Below are 20,048 nucleotides of genomic sequence, written 5' to 3'. Positions count from 1 at the left end.
GGTTGAGGAGATTTGCCCCATGAGAAGCATCGTCAAGGCCGTCAACCTGAACAAGTATTACGACCAGTATCACGCGCTGCGCGACATCAATATTGAGGTCGAGCAAGGCGAAGTGATGTGCATCATCGGCCCGTCAGGTTCCGGTAAAAGCACCCTGCTGCGCTGCGTCAACCAGTTGGAAAAGATCGACAAGGGCGGCCTATGGGTCGACGGCGAACTGGTGGGTTACCGCGTCGTCGGCAACAAGCTGCATGAGATGAACGAATCGCAGATTGCCCGTCAGCGCCTGGCCACCGGCATGGTGTTCCAGCGCTTCAATTTGTTCCCGCACATGACCGTCCTGCAAAACATCATCGAAGGTCCGTGCCAAGTGCTCAAGCGCTCGCCCAAGGAAGCCACCGAAGATGCGCTGGAATTGCTGGCCCGGGTCGGCCTGGCGGACAAGCGCAACGCCTACCCGGTCGAGCTGTCGGGCGGCCAGCAACAACGTGTAGCGATTGCCCGTGCATTGGCGATGCGCCCCAAGTTGATGCTGTTTGACGAACCCACGTCAGCCCTCGACCCGGAGCTTGTGGGCGAAGTGCTGTCGGTGATGCGTGATTTGGCTACCACGGGCATGACCATGATTGTGGTCACCCATGAATTGGGCTTTGCCCGCGAAGTGTCCAACCGCATGGTGTTCATGGATGCCGGCCAGATTGTGGAAGCCGGCAGCCCCGAAGAAATTCTAATAAGCCCACAAAACCCGCGTACCCAAAGCTTTATTTCTGCCGTTCGCACTTAACTAAAAAACAAACGAGAACGCCCCCATGAAAAAATTGTTTATCCCAACGTTGCTCGCAGGCCTGATGGCCTCCTCCGCTGTTTTCGCGGCATTGCCGGCGGCAATCAAGGACAAGGGTGAGATCAGCGCGGCCATCGTGCCGAACTACCCGCCGATGGATTTCAAGGACACCGCCACCAACCAACTCACCGGCCTGGACTTCGACCTGGGCAACGCCCTGGCCGAGCGCCTGGGCGTGAAGATCAAGTGGCAGGAAACCGGCTTCGAGCAGATGCTCAGCGGCCTGACCACCAAGCGCGTGGACATCGTGTTGTCGGGCATGAGCGACACCGCCGAGCGCCAAAAGGCGGTGACCTTCATCGACTATTTCACCAGCGGCCCGCAGCTCTACACCCTGGCCAAGCGTGAAGACCTCAAGGAATTGACTGACCTGTGCGGTAAAAAAGTCGGCACCAGCCGTCGCACCACCTGGCCGTCGGAAATTGCCGCGTGGAGCAAGGAAAACTGCGAAGCCGCCGGTAAGCCGGCAATCGTGGTGATCGGCACCGAAGGCTCGGCGGACGCACGGGCACAGTTGCAGCAGAACCGCCTTGACGCGGCGATGCAGGGCAGCGAAACCATTCCGTACCTGATGTCGTTGGACAAGGGTAAATACAAGCCGGTGGGCCTGGCGCTTTCCAAGCAGTTCACTGGGCTTGGGATCGAGAAGAGCAACACTGAGCTGGTCACGGCGATCAGCGAGGCGTTGCAGGGCATGATCGATGACGGCACCTACGGCAAGATCCTGAAGAAGTGGGATCTGGAGCAAGGTGCGGTAGAAAAAATCACCATCAATTCCGGCCAATAACCTGATCTAAATGTGGGAGCGGGCTTGCCTGCGATGGCGGCAGGTCAGCTTGCATATTCATTGCCTGATCCACCGCTATCGCAGGCAAGCCAGCTCCCACAGTTGATCTGTGTTCACTCCTGATTTGGGTTGTATTGAGAAATAACAAGGACGCTCGCCTCCACCGTGGCCACCTACTCCCTGGTAATCCGCCGCCTGATGATCTGCTCGCTGACCATCGTGATCAGCCGGGCCATGACCAGCCCGCTGATGACCCTGCTGCTGAGCAACCGCCTGGGCCTCAACCAGCAAGACATCGGTTTGCTGATGGGCATCGCGGTATTCACCGCCACCTTGATGGGCCTGTATGGCGGTTACGTCATCGACCGCATGGAAAAGCGCAAGCTGCTGATCCTGGCGATGCTGTCCAGCTCCATCGGTTTTCTGTTACTGACCTTTGCCAGCAACCTCTACCTCACCACCTTGACCCTCGTCATCACCGAGTCGGCGTCTGCCCTGTTCCTGATCGGTTCCAAGGCGATCATCAGCGAGAACCTGCCGGTCGACCAACGCGCCAAGGTGTTTTCCCTGCGCTACACCCTCACCAACATCGGTTACGCCACCGGCCCCATGGTCGGCGTGGTGATTGCCGGGCAGATGCCGCTGCTGCCGTTCATGCTGTCCAGCGCCATCGCGTTTGTCAGCGTGTTCCTGATGATCGGCATTCCGCCGACTCAGCGTGATGAAAGCACCAAACCCTTGAGTTTTCTGACCACCCTCAAAACCCTGCGCAACGACCGCAGCCTGGTCCTGTTCACCAGTGGCAGCCTGTTGAGCACCATCGTGTACGGCCGCTACACCCTGTACCTGTCGCAGTTCCTGCTGGTGATTCACAACCCGGACGATGCACTGAAAATCTTGTCCGCCATCCTCGCCTGCAACGCCATCACGGTGATGCTGCTGCAATACCAGATCGGCCGCTTTCTCAAGCGTGAGCAGTTGCGTTACTGGATCCTGCTGGGCACGGCGCTGTTCATCGCCGGGCTGATCGGCTTCAGCCAGGCCGACAGCCTGCTGTCGTGGTGTGTGGCGATGTTCGTGTTCACCCTGGGCGAGATGATCATCTTCCCTTCGGAATTCCTGTTCATCGACACCCTCGCCCCCGAGTCGCTGCGCGGCAGTTATTACGGCGCGCAGAACCTGGCGGCGTTTGGCGGGGCGCTGAGCCCGGTGATTTGCGGGTATCTGTTGATCCATGCGGCGCCGACGGCGATGTTCTATGCGCTAAGCGGGCTCACAGCAGTGGGTGGAACGTTGTGTTTCTTGAGCGGGCGGCGTGTAGCAGCCACACCTCAAGTCTAATGTGGGAGCGGGCTTGCTCGCGAAAGCGGCGCATCAGTACACAACTTTTCGCCTGACACTCCGCTTTCGCGAGCAAGCCCGCTCCCACATTTTTGATCTCCAGGGTCGCGAAAATTTGCGTAGTATCCGGCTATTCATCTCCCGGACCCGAGCCCCATGAAATTCGACACGGCCTACAGCCTGACTCTCGACGACAAGCTGTCGATCTATGACGTACGAGACCTGAATTTCGACGAAACCGCCGCTTTCGATTCCGACAAGGACCGCTTCCTGTGCCCCAACGACGAATGCCGCGCGGCGTTCGACACCGGCAATGCCTTGAGCACATTCAACGCCAAGAACGTCAATTACCAGCGCACACCCCACTTCAAGAACAAGGTCAATACCCGGCATATCGACGGTTGCCGCTACGCCAGCAGCCACAAGACGGCGACGGGTGAAGGGGATGACGAACGCGAGGACAATTTCCCGTCGGAATTCGTGCTCACCCGGCGTCAGTACGAACGCAAGGCACCGCTGACCGGCACCGAGGGCAGCGCCCCACAGGAGCCGACGAAAGCCCCCTCAAACCGCGTCGCCACCTCTCACAACGCCAGTGATACGCCTGACAGGACCAGCGTGTTCGCCCACCCGGTGGAATGCTACGTGTCGAACATCGACGACAAGGACAAGCTCAAGTCCATGCCGTTGAAGATCGGCGACCACACCGCCACCTACTGGACGTTTTTCAAGAAGATCGAATACCTGCAAGACAACAAGGGGCTGATCTACTGGGGCAAGATCAAGGCGATCAAGGACTACACCAGCAGCTTTCGCATCGACTTCGAAAAAAAGGTATGGCTCGACAAGAAGCCCTATTCGGTGAATGTCTACCTGAGCAAAAAACTCATCGAGAACTACCGCAAGCGCACGGCCTTCCTGGAACAGATCAAGGCAGCAGTGGACAGCGAGCGCGCCCTTTACTGCTTTTTCTACGGCGTGACACCTGAGCTCAAGCAAGTGCCCAGCAAGAAAAACCCCGAGCAGACGTTTGGTGTGTTCAGCGCCAATATCGAGAACCTGGATCATCTGATCATCCGGGAGGCGCCAGGGCTGGAATAGTGGGGTTTTAAGAATCCAGTTGATGAGCGGTCAAAACAACTGTACAAAAACACAGTATAGTCTGTCCTCCCCGTCCACTCCTGGAGAATCCCCATGTCCTCTCTGGCAATGAGCTCTTTCGTAGAACAACAGATTGTCCTGCACCAATTCACCGCCAAGCACAGTGTGCAGGCCCGCGCGATGCTGGGTTGGAGCCGTGAAGACCTGGCCCGCCAGGCCGACGTGCCGGTGAGTGCCGTTCAACAGTTCGAAGGCCAGGGTGATGTGGACGATGACACCCGCCTGGCCATGGCGTTTCGCCTGGAGGCTGAAGGGTTGGTGTTCTTTCCTGGGTTTGCGCCGGGGTGGGGAATGAGTGCACGCCAGTTCGACAGCGCGCCAACCGAGCCTGCCGCCCAAGGCATCATTTCGCGACTGATGGGCTCAACAGCCGCTTTTGATCCCCAGAACCCTCAACCGAATGGCGCGTAACCGGGCTTCATTCTCAGGCCTGCAGTTGCAACGCCCGGCGCATCATCTGCGGCGGTTGGCCGAAGGCACGCAGGAAGGCACGGCGCATGCGCTCCGGGTCACCGAAGCCGGTGTCACGGGCGATGATGTCGATGGGATGGTCACCGGATTCGAGCATCAGGCGCGCCGCTTCAATCCGCAGGCGTTCGATTGCCTTGGCCGGGGTCTGGCCGGTTTCGGCGTGAAACAGGCGGCTGAACTGACGTGGGCTCAAATGGGCGACTTCGGCCAGGCGGTCGACCGACAAGTCCTCCTGCAGGTGTTGCCGTGCGTAAACCAGGGCGCTTTGCACGCGGTCGGACTTTGGGTCGATCTCCAGCAACGCCGAGAACTGCGACTGGCCACCCGCACGGCGATGGTAAATCACCAGTTTGCGGGCCACCGCACGCGCCACTTCAACACCCAAATCATGTTCGACCAGGGCCAGTGCAAGGTCGAGGCAGGCGGTCAAGCCAGCGGAGGTCCAGAGCGGGCCGTCGACGGTGAAGATCCGGTCTTCTTCCAGCTTCACATTGGGATACGCCTGGCGAAATGCGCGAGCGTGGTACCAGTGGGTGGTTGCCTTGCGCCCGTCCAGCAAACCGGCCGCCGCCAGGTGGAAAGAGCCGGTGCAGGCCGATGTCACGCGACGTGAGGTCAGCATGGCGTGCTGCAGGTAGGTGAGCATGCCTGCAGACGCTTGCAGCACTTCGTTATCCCCCACCACCAACAGCGTGTCATAGCGGTGCTGCCCAAAGGGCACGGTGTCAATGGCAAAGCCCATGGAGCTCTTGACCGGCCCACCGAACTCCGACACCAGGTCCACGCGATAGAACGGGCGCTCCAGTTCCAGGTTGGCAAATTCAAACACGGTGCTGGTGCTCAAGCTGAGCATCTGGAACCCGGGAAACAACAGAATACCGACGGACACCATGGCCAAACCCCATGTCTTTAAAGGAGGGATATACGACATTGCGGCCACAACATTACACCCATAATCTTGAGCCAGACAAGACCAATTCCTTCCTCGGTCATCCTGGAGCAACTGCAATGAGTCAATCCAAAGGTTTTGCGCTGATCACCGGCGCTTCATCCGGCATTGGTGCTATCTATGCCGACCGTCTGGCCCGTCAGGGTTACGACCTTATTCTGGTGGCGCGCAACAGGCAGCGGCTGGAACAGCTCGCGCAACGTTTGGCGGCGCAGACCCAACGAGAAATACAGGTAGTCGCAGCCGACCTGAACCTGCCTGCCGACCTCGCCCGGATCGAACAGATCCTGCAGGACGACAGCCGCATCAGCCTGCTGGTGAACAATGCCGGGGTCGGCGCTACCGCTCCACTGCTGGCGTCGGATGCCGACAAAATGGACGCCATGATCCTGCTTAACGTCCTGGCTCTGACACGCTTGGCCAAGGCTGCCGCCGCCAACTTCGTGGCTCAGGGGCGCGGCACCCTGATCAACATCGGCTCCATTGTTGCGGTCGCGCCAAAGCTGCTCAATGGCGTATACAGCGGCTCCAAGGCGTTCGTGCAAGCATTCAGCGAATCCCTGGACCATGAACTGAGTGACAAGGGCGTGACCGTTCAGGTGGTACTGCCGGGCGCAACGGCGACCGAGTTCTGGGACGTTGCCGGGTTACCGATCAGCAACCTGCCCGAAGCCATGATCATGACCGCCGAGAACCTGGTAGACGCTGCTCTTGCCGGCCTGGCCCTGGGCGAGAAAGTCACCATTCCTTCGCTGCCAAACACCCAGGACTGGGACGCCTATGAATCCACACGTCTGGCCCTGGGACCGAACCTTTCCCATCAAAGGCCGGCCCTACGCTATGGGCTCGAAAACATCTGACCTATATGAGCCCTGGCTTGGAGGCAGTCTTGGCAGCCTGCTCATAGCCATGGGCCACGGCCAGCAATGCAGGCTCAGACCAGCGGGTACCGAAGAAGTACGCGCTGGTCGGCAGTCCGTCCTCATCGGTGCCGGAAGGCACTGTAATGCCCGGGTACCCTGCTGCGGCTACGCCAAAGTAAGTGCCGGTTTCGAAATCGGCCACCATGGCATCCAGTTTTTCCTGTTCGATCGGCTGATCCACCGTATCGCGAAAATCCTTGATCAATACGCTCCATTTCTCAGCACGCTCTTCAGGCGTAAGGGTCGAGCCATCAATCTGCCGCAGCGTCGGCTGGTGATCGTTTTCTGTCCCGTCGCGTTCGTCGTTGAACTTGATCAGTTCAGTCAGCGACTTGACGGGTAAACCGGAGCGCTGCCTCAAATACGTATTCATCTCTTCTTTCACATCCGAGAGCAGCAAATCCTCGTACCCGGAGGCGTCGGCTATTCGCACATTCACAGGTATAAGGATTGCACCTGCGTCCTTTAGGACCTTGAGGGTCTGGGTGAACTGTGCACTGTTAGCCACCGGTACCCGTTTACCCTCCACAATAAAGTTGGCGGGATAACCAATGCGTTTGCCGATCAAGGCCCCCGGGACGAGCGCTTTTGTGTAGTCGATGCCTTCGGGGGCGCCAACGCTGGCAGGATCCTTGGGGTCACGACCTGACATTGCGTTGAGCATCAACGCGACATCGAACACCGAACGCGCCATGGGGCCCGGTACGTCCTGATGATGGCTGGCGGGGATAATGCCGTTGCGGTCCAGCAAGCCGACGCTGGGCTTGAGCCCCACCACGCCATTGAGCGCCGCTGGCACGATGATCGAGCCGTTGGTCTCGGTCCCTAGCGCAATGGGCGCCAGGCCGGCGGCAACGGCCGCGGCCGATCCGGAACTGGACCCGCCAACATCGGCATCCCGGTGGTGCGGGTTAAGGGTTTGCCCCCCACGACTGCTCCAGCCATCGGCACCACCGCGAAACCCGGCCAGCTCAGTCAGGTTGGTTTTACCGATGATCACCGCGCCCTGGTCAAGCAGGTACTGGACGAGCGGTGCATTCTTTCCGGCTGCTTCACCTACCAGGCCAAAAGCCCCCGCGCTGGTTTGCATGTTTTCTGTCTCGACGTTGTCCTTGATCAAGACGGGGATGCCGTGCAAAGGCCCGCGAACCTTGCCCTCAGCACGCTCACGGTCCAACTTGCGCGCATCTTCCAGCGCATGGGGGTTGAGCTCAATGACGGCATTCAACTCAGGGTTTTGCTGACGAATGCGTTCCTGCAGGTGGTAGACCAGATCAACCGAAGTCATTGCGCCTGGCTTGCTCATTTGCTCGCGTAACTCACTTACGCTGGCGTACTCGGTTCCAGGTGGCACGGGTTTGGGAGGCGCCGGAAAAGTAAGGGGGCTTTTTGAACGAGCAGCGACGTGAACAAATGCACCGACAACGACAGGACTAATTCCAAACATGAAGCACCTTTTGGGAAGGGTAAGAAACAACGAAGGGCCCCTGTGGGTCCGGGTGCCAGTCTAAAAAGCCTTCTCCTTTCCGGCTGCAAGACGCGAATAGTCCACTGAGTGGGATTGTTCACTGCAGTGTGTGCGCTATCCCCGACCTTCTGACAGACAACAAGCCCTGCGATAAGCCTGCATCACCGCCATCAACGCATCCGCGGACCAGCGCGTACCGTAGAACCACAACATCTCCCCCTCACCCAAGGGTTCGCCAACACGCGGATAGCCGTTCCAACAGGCCGTATGAAACGCCGCGTTATGGCTATCGGACACAAGTGCGTCCAAGCGATATTCGCTCACATGGGCATCGATTTCGTTGTAAGTCTGCTGGTTAACGCGCAAGGTTTCGTCGGGCCGCTGAGCAGGCACGGCCACCAGTTGCGCCCCAGCGCGACGCAAAACGCCCAGCGCTTTCAGGAAGGCGGCAGTGTGTTGGATCTGCTCATATTCATGACCACGTACCCACCGGTCGGCGAATCCCAAGCGCCTGCCTGCCAGGGCCTGTGAGGCCGTAAAGGTCGTGTTGTTCTGCACTAGAGGCACTTCCACCATCACCGGCCCGGATGGGTCAACGCCACTCAGGGCGATCAGTGATAACGATGGGTCACGGGGAGGCTTGAGGGGAAGCGCGGGCGCGTCATATCCGGGAATGAGCACGCCGCCCTTGGGCTGCGTACCAAATGCGATGCGGGGTGGGCAGGCACTTTCACCTGAAGCGCCGAGCGCCTCTGGAGTCGTTAACGAGGATTCCACTGGCGATGACAGGGGTAGCCCCGGCGGACAAGCCATACCCACTCGCCAATATTTCTTACATTCTTCATTCATCAGAACCAGCCCCCGGACATTGAACGTCCGGGGATCATCGCACCGTCTTCCGGCACCTGTCGCAGGTCTGCAACACCTTGAAAACTCCTTTTTTCCTGCGTAAACGCGCTTAGCCTGCCAGAGGTGCCTCAGCCCCTTGCGCGTCCACTTCCAGCCACCACGCCCGCCCGCGCTCAGGTTGATTCAAGCTGAACGCCTGACCCATTGCCGGTGTAGTGATCGACACGTTGCGCTCCCACGCCAGCGCCATGATGCGGTCGAAGGGTTCATGCCAGGCATGAAACGCCAGGTCGAACGTGCCGTTGTGAATCGGCAGCAGCCAACGGCCCTTGAGGTCGATGTGCGCTTGCAGGGTCTGCTCCGGCTGCATGTGCACATGGGGCCAGTCGACGTTGTAAGCACCTGTTTCCATCAGCGTCAGATCAAACGGCCCGTACTGCTCGCCGATACGTTTGAAACCGTCGAAATAACCGGTATCGCCACTGAAGAAGATGCGCCGCGCAGCGTCGATCATCACCCAGGAGCACCACAGGGTCTGGTTGCCGTCGAACAGGCCACGCCCGGAAAAATGCTGGGCCGGTGTGGCAATGAAACGAATACCGTCGACCTCGGTGCCCTGCCACCAATCCAGCTGGCGGACCTTGCTGGCGTCGACGCCCCATTTGACGAGGGTGTCGCCCACGCCCAGGGGCGCCAGGAAGTAACGGGTCTTGTCGGCCAGTTGAATCACGGCGTTACGGTCAAGATGGTCGTAGTGGTTGTGGGAAAGGATCACCGCTTCCAGGGCTGGCAACTCTTCGAGGCTGATGGGCGGCTGGTGGAAACGCTTGGGGCCGGCCCAACTGAAGGGCGAGGCACGTTCGGCAAACACCGGGTCGGTCACCCAGAACTTACCGCGCATTTTCAGTAGCACCGTGGAATGCCCAAGGCGAAACACACTGTGGTCCGGGGCCGCCAGCAGTTGCTCGCGCGTCAGGGGTTGGACCGGAATATTGCCCACAGGCCGGGTGGTGCGCGGCTTGTTGAACAACATGTTCCAGAAAATGCGCAACGTCTTGCCAAAGCCGCCATGCTGCACGGGGGCATTGTTGGTGAAATGCCCTTGGTCCTGCTCGGCGGGTTTGAGCGCGACGGGCGAAGGGTCGAGACGGGTTGAAATCGTGGCCATTGCAGAGTGACTCCTGGGGTCCGCTCACAAATTACGCTGTGCGCATGAGTTACACTGCACAGTGTAGTTTCTAGATTGCAACAAAAGCCGGAGCAAGTAAACTACCGAGTGTAATTTCCTCTCAGAGCCGAATGTTATCCATGACTGCCCCCCAACGCCTCACCGACCGCAAACGCGAAGCCATCGTGGCCGCTGCCATCGCCGAGTTTCGGGCGAACGGGTTCGAGGTCACCAGCATGGACAAGATCGCCGCAACGGCCGGCGTTTCCAAGCGCACGGTCTACAACCACTTCCCCAGCAAGGAAGAGCTGTTCGCCGAAATCCTCCACCAGCTCTGGGCCAGCAGCGTCGCCCAGCTGGACGTCAGCTATACCAGCGACCGCTCCCTGCGCGACCAATTGCGCGGTTTGCTGCAAGCGAAGATGCAGATGATGGCGGACGCCAACTTCCTCGACCTGGCCCGGGTCGCGATTGCCGCCACCATCCATTCACCCGAACGTGCGCAAGACATGGTCACCCGCCTGAGCAAGCGCGAGGAAGGCTTTACCCAATGGGTGCGGGCTGCGCAGGAAGATGGTCGCCTTACCTGCACCGACCCGGCCTTCGCCGCCCACCAGATTCAAAGCCTGCTCAAGGCGTTCGCGTTCTGGCCACAGATCACCCTGGGCCAGCCGCCCCTCGACGCCGCCGGCCAGGCCAGCGTGATTGAGTCGGCGATCGACCTGTTCCTGGCCGGCTACGAAGTGCGCACGCCCTCCCCACTGTAAATCCTGTTGCAGGAACGACATTCCAGGTCGTTTTTTGCGTATTCGCCCATCGCGCAGCGCAAATGGCCTGGAAGGACACTGATTATTCCCTCGCGAATAACTGACAATATTCACACCTATTATCCGATCAACGGTTCTACCCGCTGACGCACGTTGTCGTACCTGCAAAAAAGAGCTGACCCGGAACACTATGGAAAACAGACGAGGCAAAGGGCTTTCATTTGCCAGGCGTATCTACAAGCCAAGGATCATCGGCCTGGGTATCGGCTGCATCAGTGTCATCGGCGCGCTGTACCCCCTGGCGATGCCAGGCTGGGTATGGGCGTTCCTGCTGTTCAATGGCTACATCTGGGCCCACGTGGCGTACCAGATTGCCGCCCGCTCGGAATTTCCCTACCAGGCCGAGCAACGCAACCTGCTCTATGACTCGTTGTTCGGCGGTTTCTGGACCGCCGCCACACAGTTCACGCCGCTGACGGCCGTGACCATTCTGTCGATGATGACCATGAACAACGTTGCAGCCGGCGGCAAGCGTCTGTTCCTGCGTGGGCTGCTGGCCCAGGGCGCGGGGATGGCCGTGGCCTGCGCGCTGTTCGGGTTCAAGTTCAACCCCAATGTCAGCCTGACCCAGGTCTACACCTGCTTGCCCATGCTGACGCTCTACCCGATGGCGATCGGCATGGTCTGCTATCAGTTGGCAATCAAGCTGTCGGAACACAAGCGCGCCCTCAGTGCCCTGAGCCGCATCGACAGCCTCACCGGCCTGCTCAACCACGGTTCCTGGAAAGACCTGCTGAACCTCAAGTTCCACAAGTGCCAGCAGCAACAAGGCCAGGCCACCATCGCCCTGATCGATATCGACCACTTCAAGCAGATCAACGACACCCACGGGCATATCGTCGGCGATGCGGTGTTGCGCCAATTGAGCCAGGAGTTACGCCTGCACCTGCGTGAGAACGACTTGGCCGGGCGCTACGGGGGTGATGAGTTCTGCGTGATTCTTCCGCAAATGCCCCTGGAAGAAGCCGCACGAGTGATGGAACACATGCGCGAAACATTCGGCAACTATCGCAACCCGCAGATCCCCGAGCTGCGGGTAAGCCTGAGCATCGGCCTGGCGGACTTCCAGCCCTTCTTCAGCGACGCGGCCATGTGGCTCAACGCCGCAGACCGCGCGCTGTACGCCGCCAAGGACACCGGCCGCAACCGGGTGAATATCAGCGACTACGCGGTCGTAACTTCCGCCTGAGTCGTCCTACAACACCTCGTCTGAATTTTCCGACTGGCACCCACGGCGATAGCATAATGCCGCCATTGGTCGCCTTCTGCTGAAAGCCCCGCCTTGGGGCAGAACTTCTGACAGCTCGCGCGACTCTCACCCCGTTGTTCCACTCCCTCTGTCAGCACAAGGAAGCTGGCAATGAGCACGTCAACCGTAAGGCCATGGGCCGTACGGGGGCAGGCGATCGTCATGGATACCTCAAGTCGCGTGGTTGCCCGAGCCCTCGAATATGCTATTCAACGCCCACAAGAAAGCCCTCAACACCCTGCAACAAGCCAATGCCCAACAAGCCAGCCTGCTGGAGGCCATCGAGCGCTCCATGGCGGTGATCGAATTCGACCTGCACGGCACCGTGCTGCGGGCCAACGACAATTTCCTCAAGACCCTGGGCTACCGCGCCGAGCAGATCCTGGGCCAGCCCCATCGGATGTTCTGCACCCCGGCCTTTGCCCGCAGCGCCGAGTACAACCAGCTGTGGACGCAGCTGCGCAACGGCCAGTTCCAGTCCGGCACCTTTGAACGGGTCGCCGGCGACGGTCATTCGGTGTGGCTGGAAGCCAGTTACAACCCCGTGCGCGACGAAACAGGCCAGGTGATCAAAGTGGTGAAGTACGCCATGGATGTCACCCCGCGTCTGCAGGCCGAAAGCGAAGCCAATGCCAAGCTGGGTGCCATCGACCGCGCCATGGCGGTGATCGAGTTCAACCTCGACGGCACCATCCTCACGGCCAACGCGAATTTCCTGCAGCGCATGGGCTACAGCCTGGCGCAGATCCAGGGCCAGCATCACCGCCTGTTCTGCAAGCCGGAGCTGGCCAACAGCGCGGCCTATACCGAGTTCTGGAAACGCTTGAACCAGGGCGAGCTGTTCAACGGTCAGTTCGAGCGCGTCGATAAACACGGCCAGACCGTATGGCTGGAAGCCAACTACAACCCGGTGTACGACGCCAGCGGGCGCCTGTGCAAAGTGGTGAAGTTCGCCTCCGACGTGACGGCCCGCGTGCAACAACATGCTGCCGACGCTCAAAGCGCGGCCCAGGCTTACCACATCTCGCTCAACACCCGGGACATCGCTGAAAAAGGCGCCGACGTGATCCAGCAAACCGCCAGCGGCATGCGCGACATTGCCGCTGACATCGACGGCTCCTCGCAACTGATCGCTAAGCTCGGCGAGCGTTCGCAGCAGATCACCGCCATCGTCAATACCATCCGTGGCATCGCCGACCAGACCAACCTGCTGGCCCTCAATGCCGCCATCGAAGCCGCCCGCGCCGGCGAGCAAGGCCGAGGTTTTGCGGTGGTGGCCGATGAGGTCCGGCAACTGGCGGCACGCACCAGCGGGTCGACGGCGGAAATTTCCAGCATGATCGCAATGATCCAGGATGAAACCCGCCAAGCCATCGACAGCATGGATGGCACCCGCGACCGCGCCGCGCAAGGCGTGGAACTGGCCAACCGCGCCGGCACGGTGATCCTGCAGATCCGCGAAGGCACCAGCGAGGCCGTGCAGGCTGTGAGCGCGTTCGCCAACGAAAGGGGCAGCAACTGACCCGATCTTCATGTGTCTGGCCCGGGGGCCCGGTCTATAGTGCTGACTGTCTTATGCCAAGGATTCGAGCCCGCCATGACCCCCGACAAGCCAGACACAGCCCCCGTCGACCACCTGCGTTTCCACCGAGGCCACGCCCACCTGGCGCCCACCTTCGGCAACGACACCTTCGCCCTCAAGGCCGAAGCCTTCGCACGCTTCTTTGGCACCCCCACCTTCCTCGGCGCGCAAACTGCGATCGTGGTGCTGTGGGTGGTGCTGAACATGACCGGCATCACGCACTTTGACGTGTACCCGTTCATCCTGCTCAACCTGGCGTTCAGCCTGCAATCGGCCTACGCCGCGCCGCTGATCCTGCTGGCGCAGACCCGCCAGGCCGCCCGCGACAAGGCCCAATCCGACGCCGACGCGCAACACCGCGAAGCCCTGGCCATCGCGAACACCGAACGCCAGGCCCAAGCAGCGCAGACCACCAAACAGTTGCTGGAACTGCTGGAACAGAACACCCGCCTGACCGAAATGACCAAGCAACTGACCGAACGCATCGAGACCCTGACCTGCGAAATGCATGAGCAGTTTGTGCGCAAGCCCTAACGTCACCTGTAGGAGCCGGCTTGCCGGCTCCTACAGTGAGCAGCGTACATGTCGGGCTAGCTCGTCAAATAAGGTGACCACCGAACGCAGCGCCCGGCAATCGGGCCGCGTAAGCAACCACAGCGCCGTGTCATGCCCAGTCAATACCGGGCCAAGCGGTTGCAGGTCATCCCCCAATAAAAAGTCCGGCAACGCGGCCACTCCCATGCCGCCGCGCACCAACTCGGCCACCGACAACATGCTGTTGCAACGATAACTGGGACGCACACCGGGCAAGTGTTCGCGGCGCCAAACCACCGTAGGATGATCAGGCAGGAAATCATCTGGCGCGATCCAGGCCAGTTCCGCCAACTCCCGGCCCGCATGTTGTTGCGCAAACGCCGGGCTGGCGCACACCTGATAGGCCACGGCGCCAAGGCACCGCCCCACCAGATGCTCCGGTGGGGTCTTGGTCAGGCGCAAGGCGATATCCGCATCGCGCCGGCTGAGGTTGGCGAAGTCGTTGGAAGTGCTCAGCTCCAGCGTGAGCGCCGGGTACTCGGGCATGAATTGCGCCAGTGCCGGCAGCAGCAAGCCCTGCAGTACCGAGTCGGTGCACGTCAGCCGCACCGTGCCGCTGATCACCTCCCCGCCCTGCTCGACACCAACACGCGCTGCCTCCAGGGCTTGCTCCGCCCGCTCGGCCTGCTGTGCAAGGCTGCTGGCCAACCCCGTAGGCAGGTAGCCAGCGCGGCTTTTTTCAAACAGCGTCTGGCCCAGCGAAGCCTCCAACCGCCGCACCGCGCGGAACACCGTGGACACGTCCACCCGCAACAACGCGGCGGCCCGTGCCAAGGTGCCGCCACGCACCAGGGCGAGGATCAAGGATAAGTCGGGATAGTCGATTTGATAGTGCGCGGCTGCATTGAGCATGTGGGCAAACGCCAATTTTGATTGCATGAACGCCAATCTATAGTGCGCCCCAGGACACAACAAGCCATGGGACGTACCTGATGAAAGCCACCACCCTGCACATCGCCTTGATCGGCGACCACGACCCCAGCGTCACCGCGCACCAGGCAATCCCCCTGGCGCTGAAGCTGGCCGCAGAAGCACTGGGCGTGACCGTCCATTTCCAGTGGCTGGACACCGACACCCTGACGTCCACTGCGCCCTTGCACGGTTTCGATGGCTTCTGGTGCGTGCCCGCCAGCCCCTATCGCGACACGGACGGTGCCTTGCGCGCCATCCGTTTTGCCCGCGAACAGAAGCACCCTTTCCTCGGGACCTGCGGTGGTTTTCAACATGCGGTGCTGGAATACGCCCGCAACGCACTGGGCTGGGCGGACGCCGAGCATGGCGAATTGGCGCCCGATGCCAAACGCGCGGTGATCGCGCCGTTGACCTGCGCGCTGGTGGAGGCGATCGACACGGTGCGCCTGGCGCCCTACACGCGTATCGCCGAAGCCTATGGCACGCTCGACCTCCATGAAGGCTATCGTTGCCGTTATGGCATGAACCCCGAATTCACCGCCGCACTATTGGAGGGCGACCTGATTCCCAGCGGGCACGACTCGGCCGGTGACCTGCGCGCCGTGGAACTGCTGGACCACCCGTTTTTCGTCGCCACGCTGTTCCAACCCGAACGCACCGCGCTCAAAGGCATCACACCGCCGCTGGCGATTGCCCTGCTCAAGGCCTGCCAGGCGGTGTCAGCATGATCGCCCACACACCGGCCCCGCCCTACTACGCAGTGATTTTCAGCTCGCTGCGCACCGAGGGCGATAACGGCTACGGCCAGGCGGCGGCGCGCATGCTGGAACTGGCCCGCGAACAGCCGGGGTTTCTCGGGGTGGAGTCGGCGCGTGAGGATGGTTTGGGGATCACCGTGTCGTACTGGAGCAACGAGGCGGCGATCCTGGCGTGGAAACAGCAGGCCGAACACCAGGTGGTACGTGAAAAAGGCCGCGCCACCTGGTACTCGGCGTTTCAAACCCGCGTGTGCAAAGTCGAACGCGCCTACACATTCCAAAATTAAAATGCCAACCCTTTGTGGGAGCGGGCTTGCTCGCGAAAGCGGTGGATCAGTCAACTATTCAGTGGCTGGCACTGCGCCTTCGCGAGCAAGCCCGCTCCCACATTTAGCCCTTCACATGGCTGAAAAAAGGTGACGCCTAGCTGACGAGGCTGCGCATCGCACTGATCTGCGGGATCTCCACCCGCCGCATGTACACCCGCAGCGGCTCGGTGATGTTGATGCGGTCGTCGATGTTCTGATCCATCAGCAGCTGGATGCGCTCCCGGGACAGGGTCATGGCGTGATCGGCGGCCGGTAGCCACACAAATTCGGCGGAGGGGATGATGCCGTCATCGGCGACGTCCATGCCGAAGGCGTCTTCGCTGAAACGTACGATGTACTGGCCGGTCTTGCGGTTCAGGCCGACAAAGCCGTGGAGGCCGTCGGCGGCCTGGCAGATAAGTTCGGACGTGATGCGCATGGTAAACCTCACTGAAAAGTCCCACTGGGACTGGAAAGATGGTTTACACGCGTGGCAGAAATGACTGCCCTCTAACGGGGCGTCTTCGGCCAATCCTACTGCAACACCGCATAAAAAAACCGAGAAAAATGGAGCCTGCGCACGTTAATGTCGGTTTGGTGATAGCGCCTTTCGCAATCAATTGTTAAAAAGGACGCCTTCTCAAAGTTACCTCCACGAAAGGACTTCGCATATGCCTGTCACGTTTACCAAGAGCGCCTTGCTGCTCGCGCTGATGCTCGGCCTCGGCCAGGCACAGGCTGAAGCCCCGATCAGCCCGGCTGAACTGGCGACAAACGAAGGCATTCCCTACCCTGCCGTCATCGCCCACCGTGGCGCTTCCTACGACGCCCCCGAGTCCACCGCCGCTGCTTATAAGGTCGCACGCGACCTGGGCGCCGACTACCTGGAAATGGACCTGCAACGCAGCAAGGACGGCGTGCTGTTCGCCCTGCACGACAACAACCTGCAACGCACCACCGACGTGGCCACCAAATTCCCGGACCGCAAAGACGCCCCCGCCAACGAGTTCACCTGGGCCGAACTGCGCACCCTGGACGCTGGCAGCTGGTTCAACGCAGCCTACCCGGACCGCGCCCGCCCGGCGTTCGTCGGCCTGAAAATCCAGAGCCTGGACGAAATCATCAAGATTGCCGAAGGCAACCCGCAGCACAAACCCGGCCTGTACATCGAGACCAAGGAACCCAAGCAATTCCCGGGCATCGAGGCCGACCTGAAAAACAAGCTGCTGGACAAGGGCTGGTTGAGCTCCGCCGGTTCCAAGCTGGGCAAGAGCAACACCGGCGTCGGCCAGGGCAAGGGCCGCGTGGTGCTGCAGACGTTTGAAAAAGACAGCTTGAAAGAGCTGCAGAAAGAAATGCCCAACACCCCAAAAATCCTGCTGCTGTGGGTCGGTGCAGGCAGCATCGAGCCTAAATCCACCCAGACCTTCGCCGAGTCCGGCGAAGCGACCAAGGCCGCCTACTACGCCAAGCAGGAGCCGAAGGACGCCGCCGAGTTCGAAAAATGGGTGGACGAAGCCAAGAGCCTGGGCGCGATCGGCACCGGCCCCTCGGCCGAGCTGACCAACCATGGCGACCAGAGCTACACCGACCTGGTGAAGCCTGAAATGAACCAACTGACCCACGACAAGGGCCTGCTGGTGCATGTGTACACCGTGGATGAGCCCGTGGACTTCGAAAAAGTCATGAAGGCCGGCGTGGATGGCATCTTCACCAACCGCGCTGCCGAACTGCTGAAGTTCTACAAGCGCTGGCCGTCGTCGAGCGTGCAGGACCTGCTCAAGGACAATGGCTACTGAGTGAAGCCCGAATGGTCAGGCCGCCTGTGGCTGGGGCATGACTACGGCCTGATCCTCGGCCAGCTGGGGCGCACTGCGCCCCATGGGCACTACGCCCATCAGTTGATGTTCTGCACGGGCCGGCCTTTCACGGTCGGCCTTGATGGCCGTGTGATCACGGCCCATCGCCTGTTGATCCCTTCGCGCCAGTCCCACGCCATTCTCCAGGCCGACGATGAAGTGCTGGTGCTGTACGCCGAACCCGTCGCCTTTGCGATCGAGCCCCTGCAGTCACTGCTGGAACTCACCGAGCCGTCCCTGGAAACGCTCGACACCCACCTGCGCCAGCTCCCCCGGCAACCGCTAGACGACCCACGCCTGGCGCGCGCCCTGTACACCCTCGATCAGCATCTGACGGGCAAGGTCAGCGCTCAGGCCCTGGCCGACGCGGCGCACCTGTCACTGAGCCAGCTGGAACGCCTGTTCACTCAGCAATTGGGCTTGCCGGTGCGGCGCCTGGTACTGTGGCGCCGTTTGCGCGTGGCCCTGCACTTGGCGTTGGCGGGCAGCAGCCTCACCGAAGCCGCCCACGGTGCAGGCTTTGCCGACTCGGCGCACTTCTCGCGCACCATGAAGCAGCTGTTCGGCGTTACCGCTGGCGCCTCGTTGCGCCAATTGCAGGTGCGGCTTTTAGCGTAACGCTTCCGGCAACACAGGCTCTTTGCCCATCCGTACCGTCATAAACGGGTCACGCAATTGCGCGCCATACGCCACCGGAAAGTCCGGCCGGCTGCCGATGCCCAGGTCGCCCGGCCCCATGCGATAACCTTCGCGATAAAACGCCGTGCCCAACAGCCCATCCCACAGGTTGAAAAACAAGCCGAAATTCACATCACCGGCCCGGCCATATTTCATGTGGTGGAAGCGATGCACCGGCGCCCAGGCAAACACCCAGCGCAGCGGCCCCAGGCGCATGTCCACGTTGGAATGCTGCAACAACAGCTGGATGGCGATGGCCAGGGCCAACAACTGCGCCACGTCCAGCGGAATGCCCATCAAGATCAACGGCAGCAGGCCTGCCGTCGCTTCGAGCATCTGGTGCAAGGGGTGCTTCATCAGCCCGTTGAAGCCATAGAGTCGTTCCACGCTGTGATGCACCGCGTGCAACCGCCAGAGCGCGGCGAAGCGGTGGCTGGCGTAGTGCATCAGGGTGATGCCGGCGTCGGCCAGCACAACCGCCAGCAGCAGTTGCTCCCACAGGGCCCAGCCACGCGGCCAGATCCCGTCGAAGGCCAGCAGCGCGGTCAGCCCCGGCAGGATCAACAGGCCCACGGCGTTCAGGCTTTCGTTGACCAATGCATGCAGCGTGTCCCGTCGACGATCGCCCAGGCTGCGGTTCCACTGCGGTTCATAGGGCAGCCATTGCTCGGCCAGAAATGACACGGCCACCGCCGCCACGAATATCAGCACCAGCCAGCCTGGCCAATAGAGGCCCAGGCCGATAAAGCCCAACAGGAACAGTGGCGCATAGATCCAGCTCACACACGTTTTCATTCGAGTCTCCCTTCAAGTGAGCCCCCAGCATGAAAGCCAGCAAAATCGGTGGCTTGAACAAACGGCGCAACGGTTTGAATCAATTAAGGGTGAATTAAGTTGCGCTGGATAACCTGATCCCACTTAAACAGCTCACCGAAGAAGGAAACACACCATGAAAACCCTGACCGCCCTGTTCGCCGCCACCGCCCTGACCCTGACTGCTGGCCTGGCACAAGCCGACGTGCGCCCGGACCAGATTCCAAGCCTGCTTAAGTCTGGCGACGTGATGGCTTTTGAAAAACTCAACGCCGCCGCCCTGGCCAAACACCCAGGCGCCACCATCACCGACACCGAACTGGACCGCGAAGCCGGTCGCCTGGTCTACGAAGCAGACCTGACCGATACCACCGGCAAGAAGTGGGACGTGAAGCTCGACGCCAAGACCGGCGAAGTGCTGGAAAACAAGCAAGACACCTGAGTTACCCCTCAAAAAAACGCGCCAAATGGCGCGTTTTTTTATGCCTGCTGTAGTGAGCGGGCTTG

The 20,048-nt window shown here is 60.7% G+C and carries 22 protein-coding genes and 1 pseudogene; 16 read left to right on the top strand and 7 right to left on the bottom strand.

Features of this window, described 5'->3' with window-relative positions; translation table 11 throughout:
- Positions 1-19: 19 nt before the first annotated feature.
- The 5 genes from HX803_RS28555 (at position 20) to HX803_RS28535 (ending at position 4,544) form a co-directional block, all read left to right on the top strand.
- Entirely contained in the window at positions 20-784 is a 765-nt protein-coding gene (locus tag HX803_RS28555) for an amino acid ABC transporter ATP-binding protein (protein WP_016974699.1), read from the top strand.
- Between the two features lie 25 nt (positions 785-809).
- Positions 810-1,631: an ABC transporter substrate-binding protein gene (locus tag HX803_RS28550; RefSeq protein ID WP_176997973.1), complete on the top strand. Its 822-nt coding sequence runs from the start codon at positions 810-812 to the stop codon at positions 1,629-1,631.
- Between the two features lie 165 nt (positions 1,632-1,796).
- Complete coding sequence (locus HX803_RS28545) at positions 1,797-2,972, top strand: MFS transporter (RefSeq protein ID WP_178925447.1); 1,176 nt, start codon at positions 1,797-1,799, stop codon at positions 2,970-2,972.
- A 156-nt stretch (positions 2,973-3,128) separates the two neighbouring features.
- Positions 3,129-4,073, top strand: a complete 945-nt coding sequence (locus HX803_RS28540; RefSeq protein ID WP_178925444.1) for a hypothetical protein — start codon at positions 3,129-3,131, stop codon at positions 4,071-4,073.
- 93 nt (positions 4,074-4,166) lie between these two features.
- The gene (locus tag HX803_RS28535) at positions 4,167-4,544 is read left to right on the top strand and encodes a helix-turn-helix transcriptional regulator (protein ID WP_178925442.1); all 378 of its coding nucleotides are present in this window, start codon (positions 4,167-4,169) and stop codon (positions 4,542-4,544) included.
- 13 nt (positions 4,545-4,557) lie between these two features.
- Here HX803_RS28535 and HX803_RS28530 read toward each other — a convergent pair whose 3' ends face one another.
- Positions 4,558-5,496: a GlxA family transcriptional regulator gene (locus HX803_RS28530; protein WP_178925440.1), complete on the bottom strand. Its 939-nt coding sequence runs from the start codon at positions 5,494-5,496 to the stop codon at positions 4,558-4,560.
- Between the two features lie 116 nt (positions 5,497-5,612).
- On the opposite strand from HX803_RS28530, the gene HX803_RS28525 reads away from it, so the two are divergent.
- Positions 5,613-6,413, top strand: coding sequence for an SDR family oxidoreductase (locus tag HX803_RS28525; protein ID WP_178925438.1), 801 nt, complete (start codon positions 5,613-5,615; stop codon positions 6,411-6,413).
- 1 nt (position 6,414) lies between these two features.
- Here the strand turns inward: HX803_RS28525 and HX803_RS28520 are convergent, their stop codons facing one another.
- From HX803_RS28520 to HX803_RS28510, 3 genes are all read right to left on the bottom strand, one after another.
- Positions 6,415-7,923, bottom strand: coding sequence for an amidase family protein (locus HX803_RS28520; protein ID WP_178925436.1), 1,509 nt, complete (start codon positions 7,921-7,923; stop codon positions 6,415-6,417).
- Between the two features lie 135 nt (positions 7,924-8,058).
- A complete protein-coding gene (locus HX803_RS28515; RefSeq protein ID WP_178925417.1) occupies positions 8,059-8,793 on the bottom strand; it encodes a hypothetical protein in 735 nt (244 codons plus the stop codon).
- A 109-nt stretch (positions 8,794-8,902) separates the two neighbouring features.
- Positions 8,903-9,961 (bottom strand): MBL fold metallo-hydrolase, encoded by a 1,059-nt coding sequence (locus HX803_RS28510; RefSeq protein ID WP_178925415.1) that lies wholly within the window; start codon positions 9,959-9,961, stop codon positions 8,903-8,905.
- Positions 9,962-10,101: 140 nt separating this feature from the next.
- On the opposite strand from HX803_RS28510, the gene HX803_RS28505 reads away from it, so the two are divergent.
- The 5 genes and pseudogenes from HX803_RS28505 (at position 10,102) to HX803_RS28490 (ending at position 14,153) form a co-directional block, all read left to right on the top strand.
- Positions 10,102-10,728: a TetR/AcrR family transcriptional regulator gene (locus tag HX803_RS28505; protein WP_178925413.1), complete on the top strand. Its 627-nt coding sequence runs from the start codon at positions 10,102-10,104 to the stop codon at positions 10,726-10,728.
- A 190-nt stretch (positions 10,729-10,918) separates the two neighbouring features.
- On the top strand, positions 10,919-11,977 hold the full coding sequence (locus HX803_RS28500) for a diguanylate cyclase (RefSeq protein WP_178925411.1): 1,059 nt from the start codon (positions 10,919-10,921) through the stop codon (positions 11,975-11,977).
- 262 nt (positions 11,978-12,239) lie between these two features.
- Positions 12,240-13,010: pseudogene (locus tag HX803_RS33255) on the top strand (PAS domain-containing protein); the annotation flags it as partial.
- A 114-nt stretch (positions 13,011-13,124) separates the two neighbouring features.
- The gene (locus HX803_RS33250; protein ID WP_372339949.1) at positions 13,125-13,559 is read left to right on the top strand and encodes a methyl-accepting chemotaxis protein; all 435 of its coding nucleotides are present in this window, start codon (positions 13,125-13,127) and stop codon (positions 13,557-13,559) included.
- 75 nt (positions 13,560-13,634) lie between these two features.
- Complete coding sequence (locus HX803_RS28490) at positions 13,635-14,153, top strand: DUF1003 domain-containing protein (RefSeq protein ID WP_176997982.1); 519 nt, start codon at positions 13,635-13,637, stop codon at positions 14,151-14,153.
- A 30-nt stretch (positions 14,154-14,183) separates the two neighbouring features.
- Here the strand turns inward: HX803_RS28490 and HX803_RS28485 are convergent, their stop codons facing one another.
- A complete protein-coding gene (locus HX803_RS28485) occupies positions 14,184-15,065 on the bottom strand; it encodes a LysR family transcriptional regulator (protein WP_178925530.1) in 882 nt (293 codons plus the stop codon).
- Positions 15,066-15,145: 80 nt separating this feature from the next.
- On the opposite strand from HX803_RS28485, the gene HX803_RS28480 reads away from it, so the two are divergent.
- Together HX803_RS28480 and HX803_RS28475 are read left to right on the top strand one after the other, a co-directional pair.
- Positions 15,146-15,853: a CTP synthase gene (locus HX803_RS28480; RefSeq protein ID WP_178925407.1), complete on the top strand. Its 708-nt coding sequence runs from the start codon at positions 15,146-15,148 to the stop codon at positions 15,851-15,853.
- Complete coding sequence (locus HX803_RS28475) at positions 15,850-16,170, top strand: antibiotic biosynthesis monooxygenase (protein WP_178925405.1); 321 nt, start codon at positions 15,850-15,852, stop codon at positions 16,168-16,170. Before HX803_RS28480 ends, HX803_RS28475 begins: the two co-directional genes overlap by 4 nt.
- A 136-nt stretch (positions 16,171-16,306) precedes the next feature.
- On the opposite strand, the gene HX803_RS28470 is transcribed toward HX803_RS28475, so the two are convergent.
- On the bottom strand, positions 16,307-16,630 hold the full coding sequence (locus tag HX803_RS28470) for a DUF2025 family protein (RefSeq protein ID WP_178925404.1): 324 nt from the start codon (positions 16,628-16,630) through the stop codon (positions 16,307-16,309).
- A 232-nt stretch (positions 16,631-16,862) separates the two neighbouring features.
- Between HX803_RS28470 and HX803_RS28465 the strand changes: the two genes are divergently transcribed.
- Complete coding sequence (locus HX803_RS28465; protein ID WP_176997986.1) at positions 16,863-17,990, top strand: glycerophosphodiester phosphodiesterase; 1,128 nt, start codon at positions 16,863-16,865, stop codon at positions 17,988-17,990.
- Positions 17,991-18,668 (top strand): AraC family transcriptional regulator, encoded by a 678-nt coding sequence (locus tag HX803_RS28460; protein ID WP_178925402.1) that lies wholly within the window; start codon positions 17,991-17,993, stop codon positions 18,666-18,668. It abuts the gene before it with no gap.
- Here HX803_RS28460 and HX803_RS28455 read toward each other — a convergent pair.
- Complete coding sequence (locus tag HX803_RS28455) at positions 18,660-19,523, bottom strand: sterol desaturase family protein (protein WP_178925400.1); 864 nt, start codon at positions 19,521-19,523, stop codon at positions 18,660-18,662. The genes HX803_RS28460 and HX803_RS28455 overlap by 9 nt on opposite strands.
- Positions 19,524-19,677: 154 nt before the next feature.
- Between HX803_RS28455 and HX803_RS28450 the strand changes: the two genes are divergently transcribed.
- Entirely contained in the window at positions 19,678-19,983 is a 306-nt protein-coding gene (locus HX803_RS28450) for a PepSY domain-containing protein (RefSeq protein ID WP_178925398.1), read from the top strand.
- Positions 19,984-20,048: the final 65 nt, after the last annotated feature.

Origin of the sequence: Pseudomonas sp. P7548 (assembly GCF_013386585.1) — a bacterium.
Lineage (GTDB): Bacteria > Pseudomonadota > Gammaproteobacteria > Pseudomonadales > Pseudomonadaceae > Aquipseudomonas.
This window is presented reverse-complemented; position numbering and strand designations above follow the sequence as displayed.

Bases quoted from the DNA above. Each gene is read 5' to 3' on its own strand.
- HX803_RS28520 (WP_178925436.1), bottom strand. From the start codon at position 7,923: ATGTTTGGAATTAGTCCTGTCGTTGTCGGTGCATTTGTTCACGTCGCT.
- HX803_RS28500 (WP_178925411.1), top strand. From the start codon at position 10,919: ATGGAAAACAGACGAGGCAAAGGGCTTTCATTTGCCAGGCGTATCTAC.
- HX803_RS28485 (WP_178925530.1), bottom strand. From the start codon at position 15,065: ATGCTCAATGCAGCCGCGCACTATCAAATCGACTATCCCGACTTATCC.
- HX803_RS28525 (WP_178925438.1), top strand. From the start codon at position 5,613: ATGAGTCAATCCAAAGGTTTTGCGCTGATCACCGGCGCTTCATCCGGC.
- HX803_RS28480 (WP_178925407.1), top strand. From the start codon at position 15,146: ATGAAAGCCACCACCCTGCACATCGCCTTGATCGGCGACCACGACCCC.
- HX803_RS28515 (WP_178925417.1), bottom strand. From the start codon at position 8,793: ATGAATGAAGAATGTAAGAAATATTGGCGAGTGGGTATGGCTTGTCCG.
- HX803_RS28530 (WP_178925440.1), bottom strand. From the start codon at position 5,496: ATGGTGTCCGTCGGTATTCTGTTGTTTCCCGGGTTCCAGATGCTCAGC.
- HX803_RS28470 (WP_178925404.1), bottom strand. From the start codon at position 16,630: ATGCGCATCACGTCCGAACTTATCTGCCAGGCCGCCGACGGCCTCCAC.
- HX803_RS28450 (WP_178925398.1), top strand. From the start codon at position 19,678: ATGAAAACCCTGACCGCCCTGTTCGCCGCCACCGCCCTGACCCTGACT.
- HX803_RS28540 (WP_178925444.1), top strand. From the start codon at position 3,129: ATGAAATTCGACACGGCCTACAGCCTGACTCTCGACGACAAGCTGTCG.
- HX803_RS28535 (WP_178925442.1), top strand. From the start codon at position 4,167: ATGTCCTCTCTGGCAATGAGCTCTTTCGTAGAACAACAGATTGTCCTG.
- HX803_RS28455 (WP_178925400.1), bottom strand. From the start codon at position 19,523: ATGAAAACGTGTGTGAGCTGGATCTATGCGCCACTGTTCCTGTTGGGC.
- HX803_RS28550 (WP_176997973.1), top strand. From the start codon at position 810: ATGAAAAAATTGTTTATCCCAACGTTGCTCGCAGGCCTGATGGCCTCC.
- HX803_RS33250 (WP_372339949.1), top strand. From the start codon at position 13,125: ATGCGCGACATTGCCGCTGACATCGACGGCTCCTCGCAACTGATCGCT.
- HX803_RS28505 (WP_178925413.1), top strand. From the start codon at position 10,102: ATGACTGCCCCCCAACGCCTCACCGACCGCAAACGCGAAGCCATCGTG.
- HX803_RS28490 (WP_176997982.1), top strand. From the start codon at position 13,635: ATGACCCCCGACAAGCCAGACACAGCCCCCGTCGACCACCTGCGTTTC.
- HX803_RS28475 (WP_178925405.1), top strand. From the start codon at position 15,850: ATGATCGCCCACACACCGGCCCCGCCCTACTACGCAGTGATTTTCAGC.
- HX803_RS28510 (WP_178925415.1), bottom strand. From the start codon at position 9,961: ATGGCCACGATTTCAACCCGTCTCGACCCTTCGCCCGTCGCGCTCAAA.
- HX803_RS28465 (WP_176997986.1), top strand. From the start codon at position 16,863: ATGCCTGTCACGTTTACCAAGAGCGCCTTGCTGCTCGCGCTGATGCTC.
- HX803_RS28555 (WP_016974699.1), top strand. From the start codon at position 20: ATGAGAAGCATCGTCAAGGCCGTCAACCTGAACAAGTATTACGACCAG.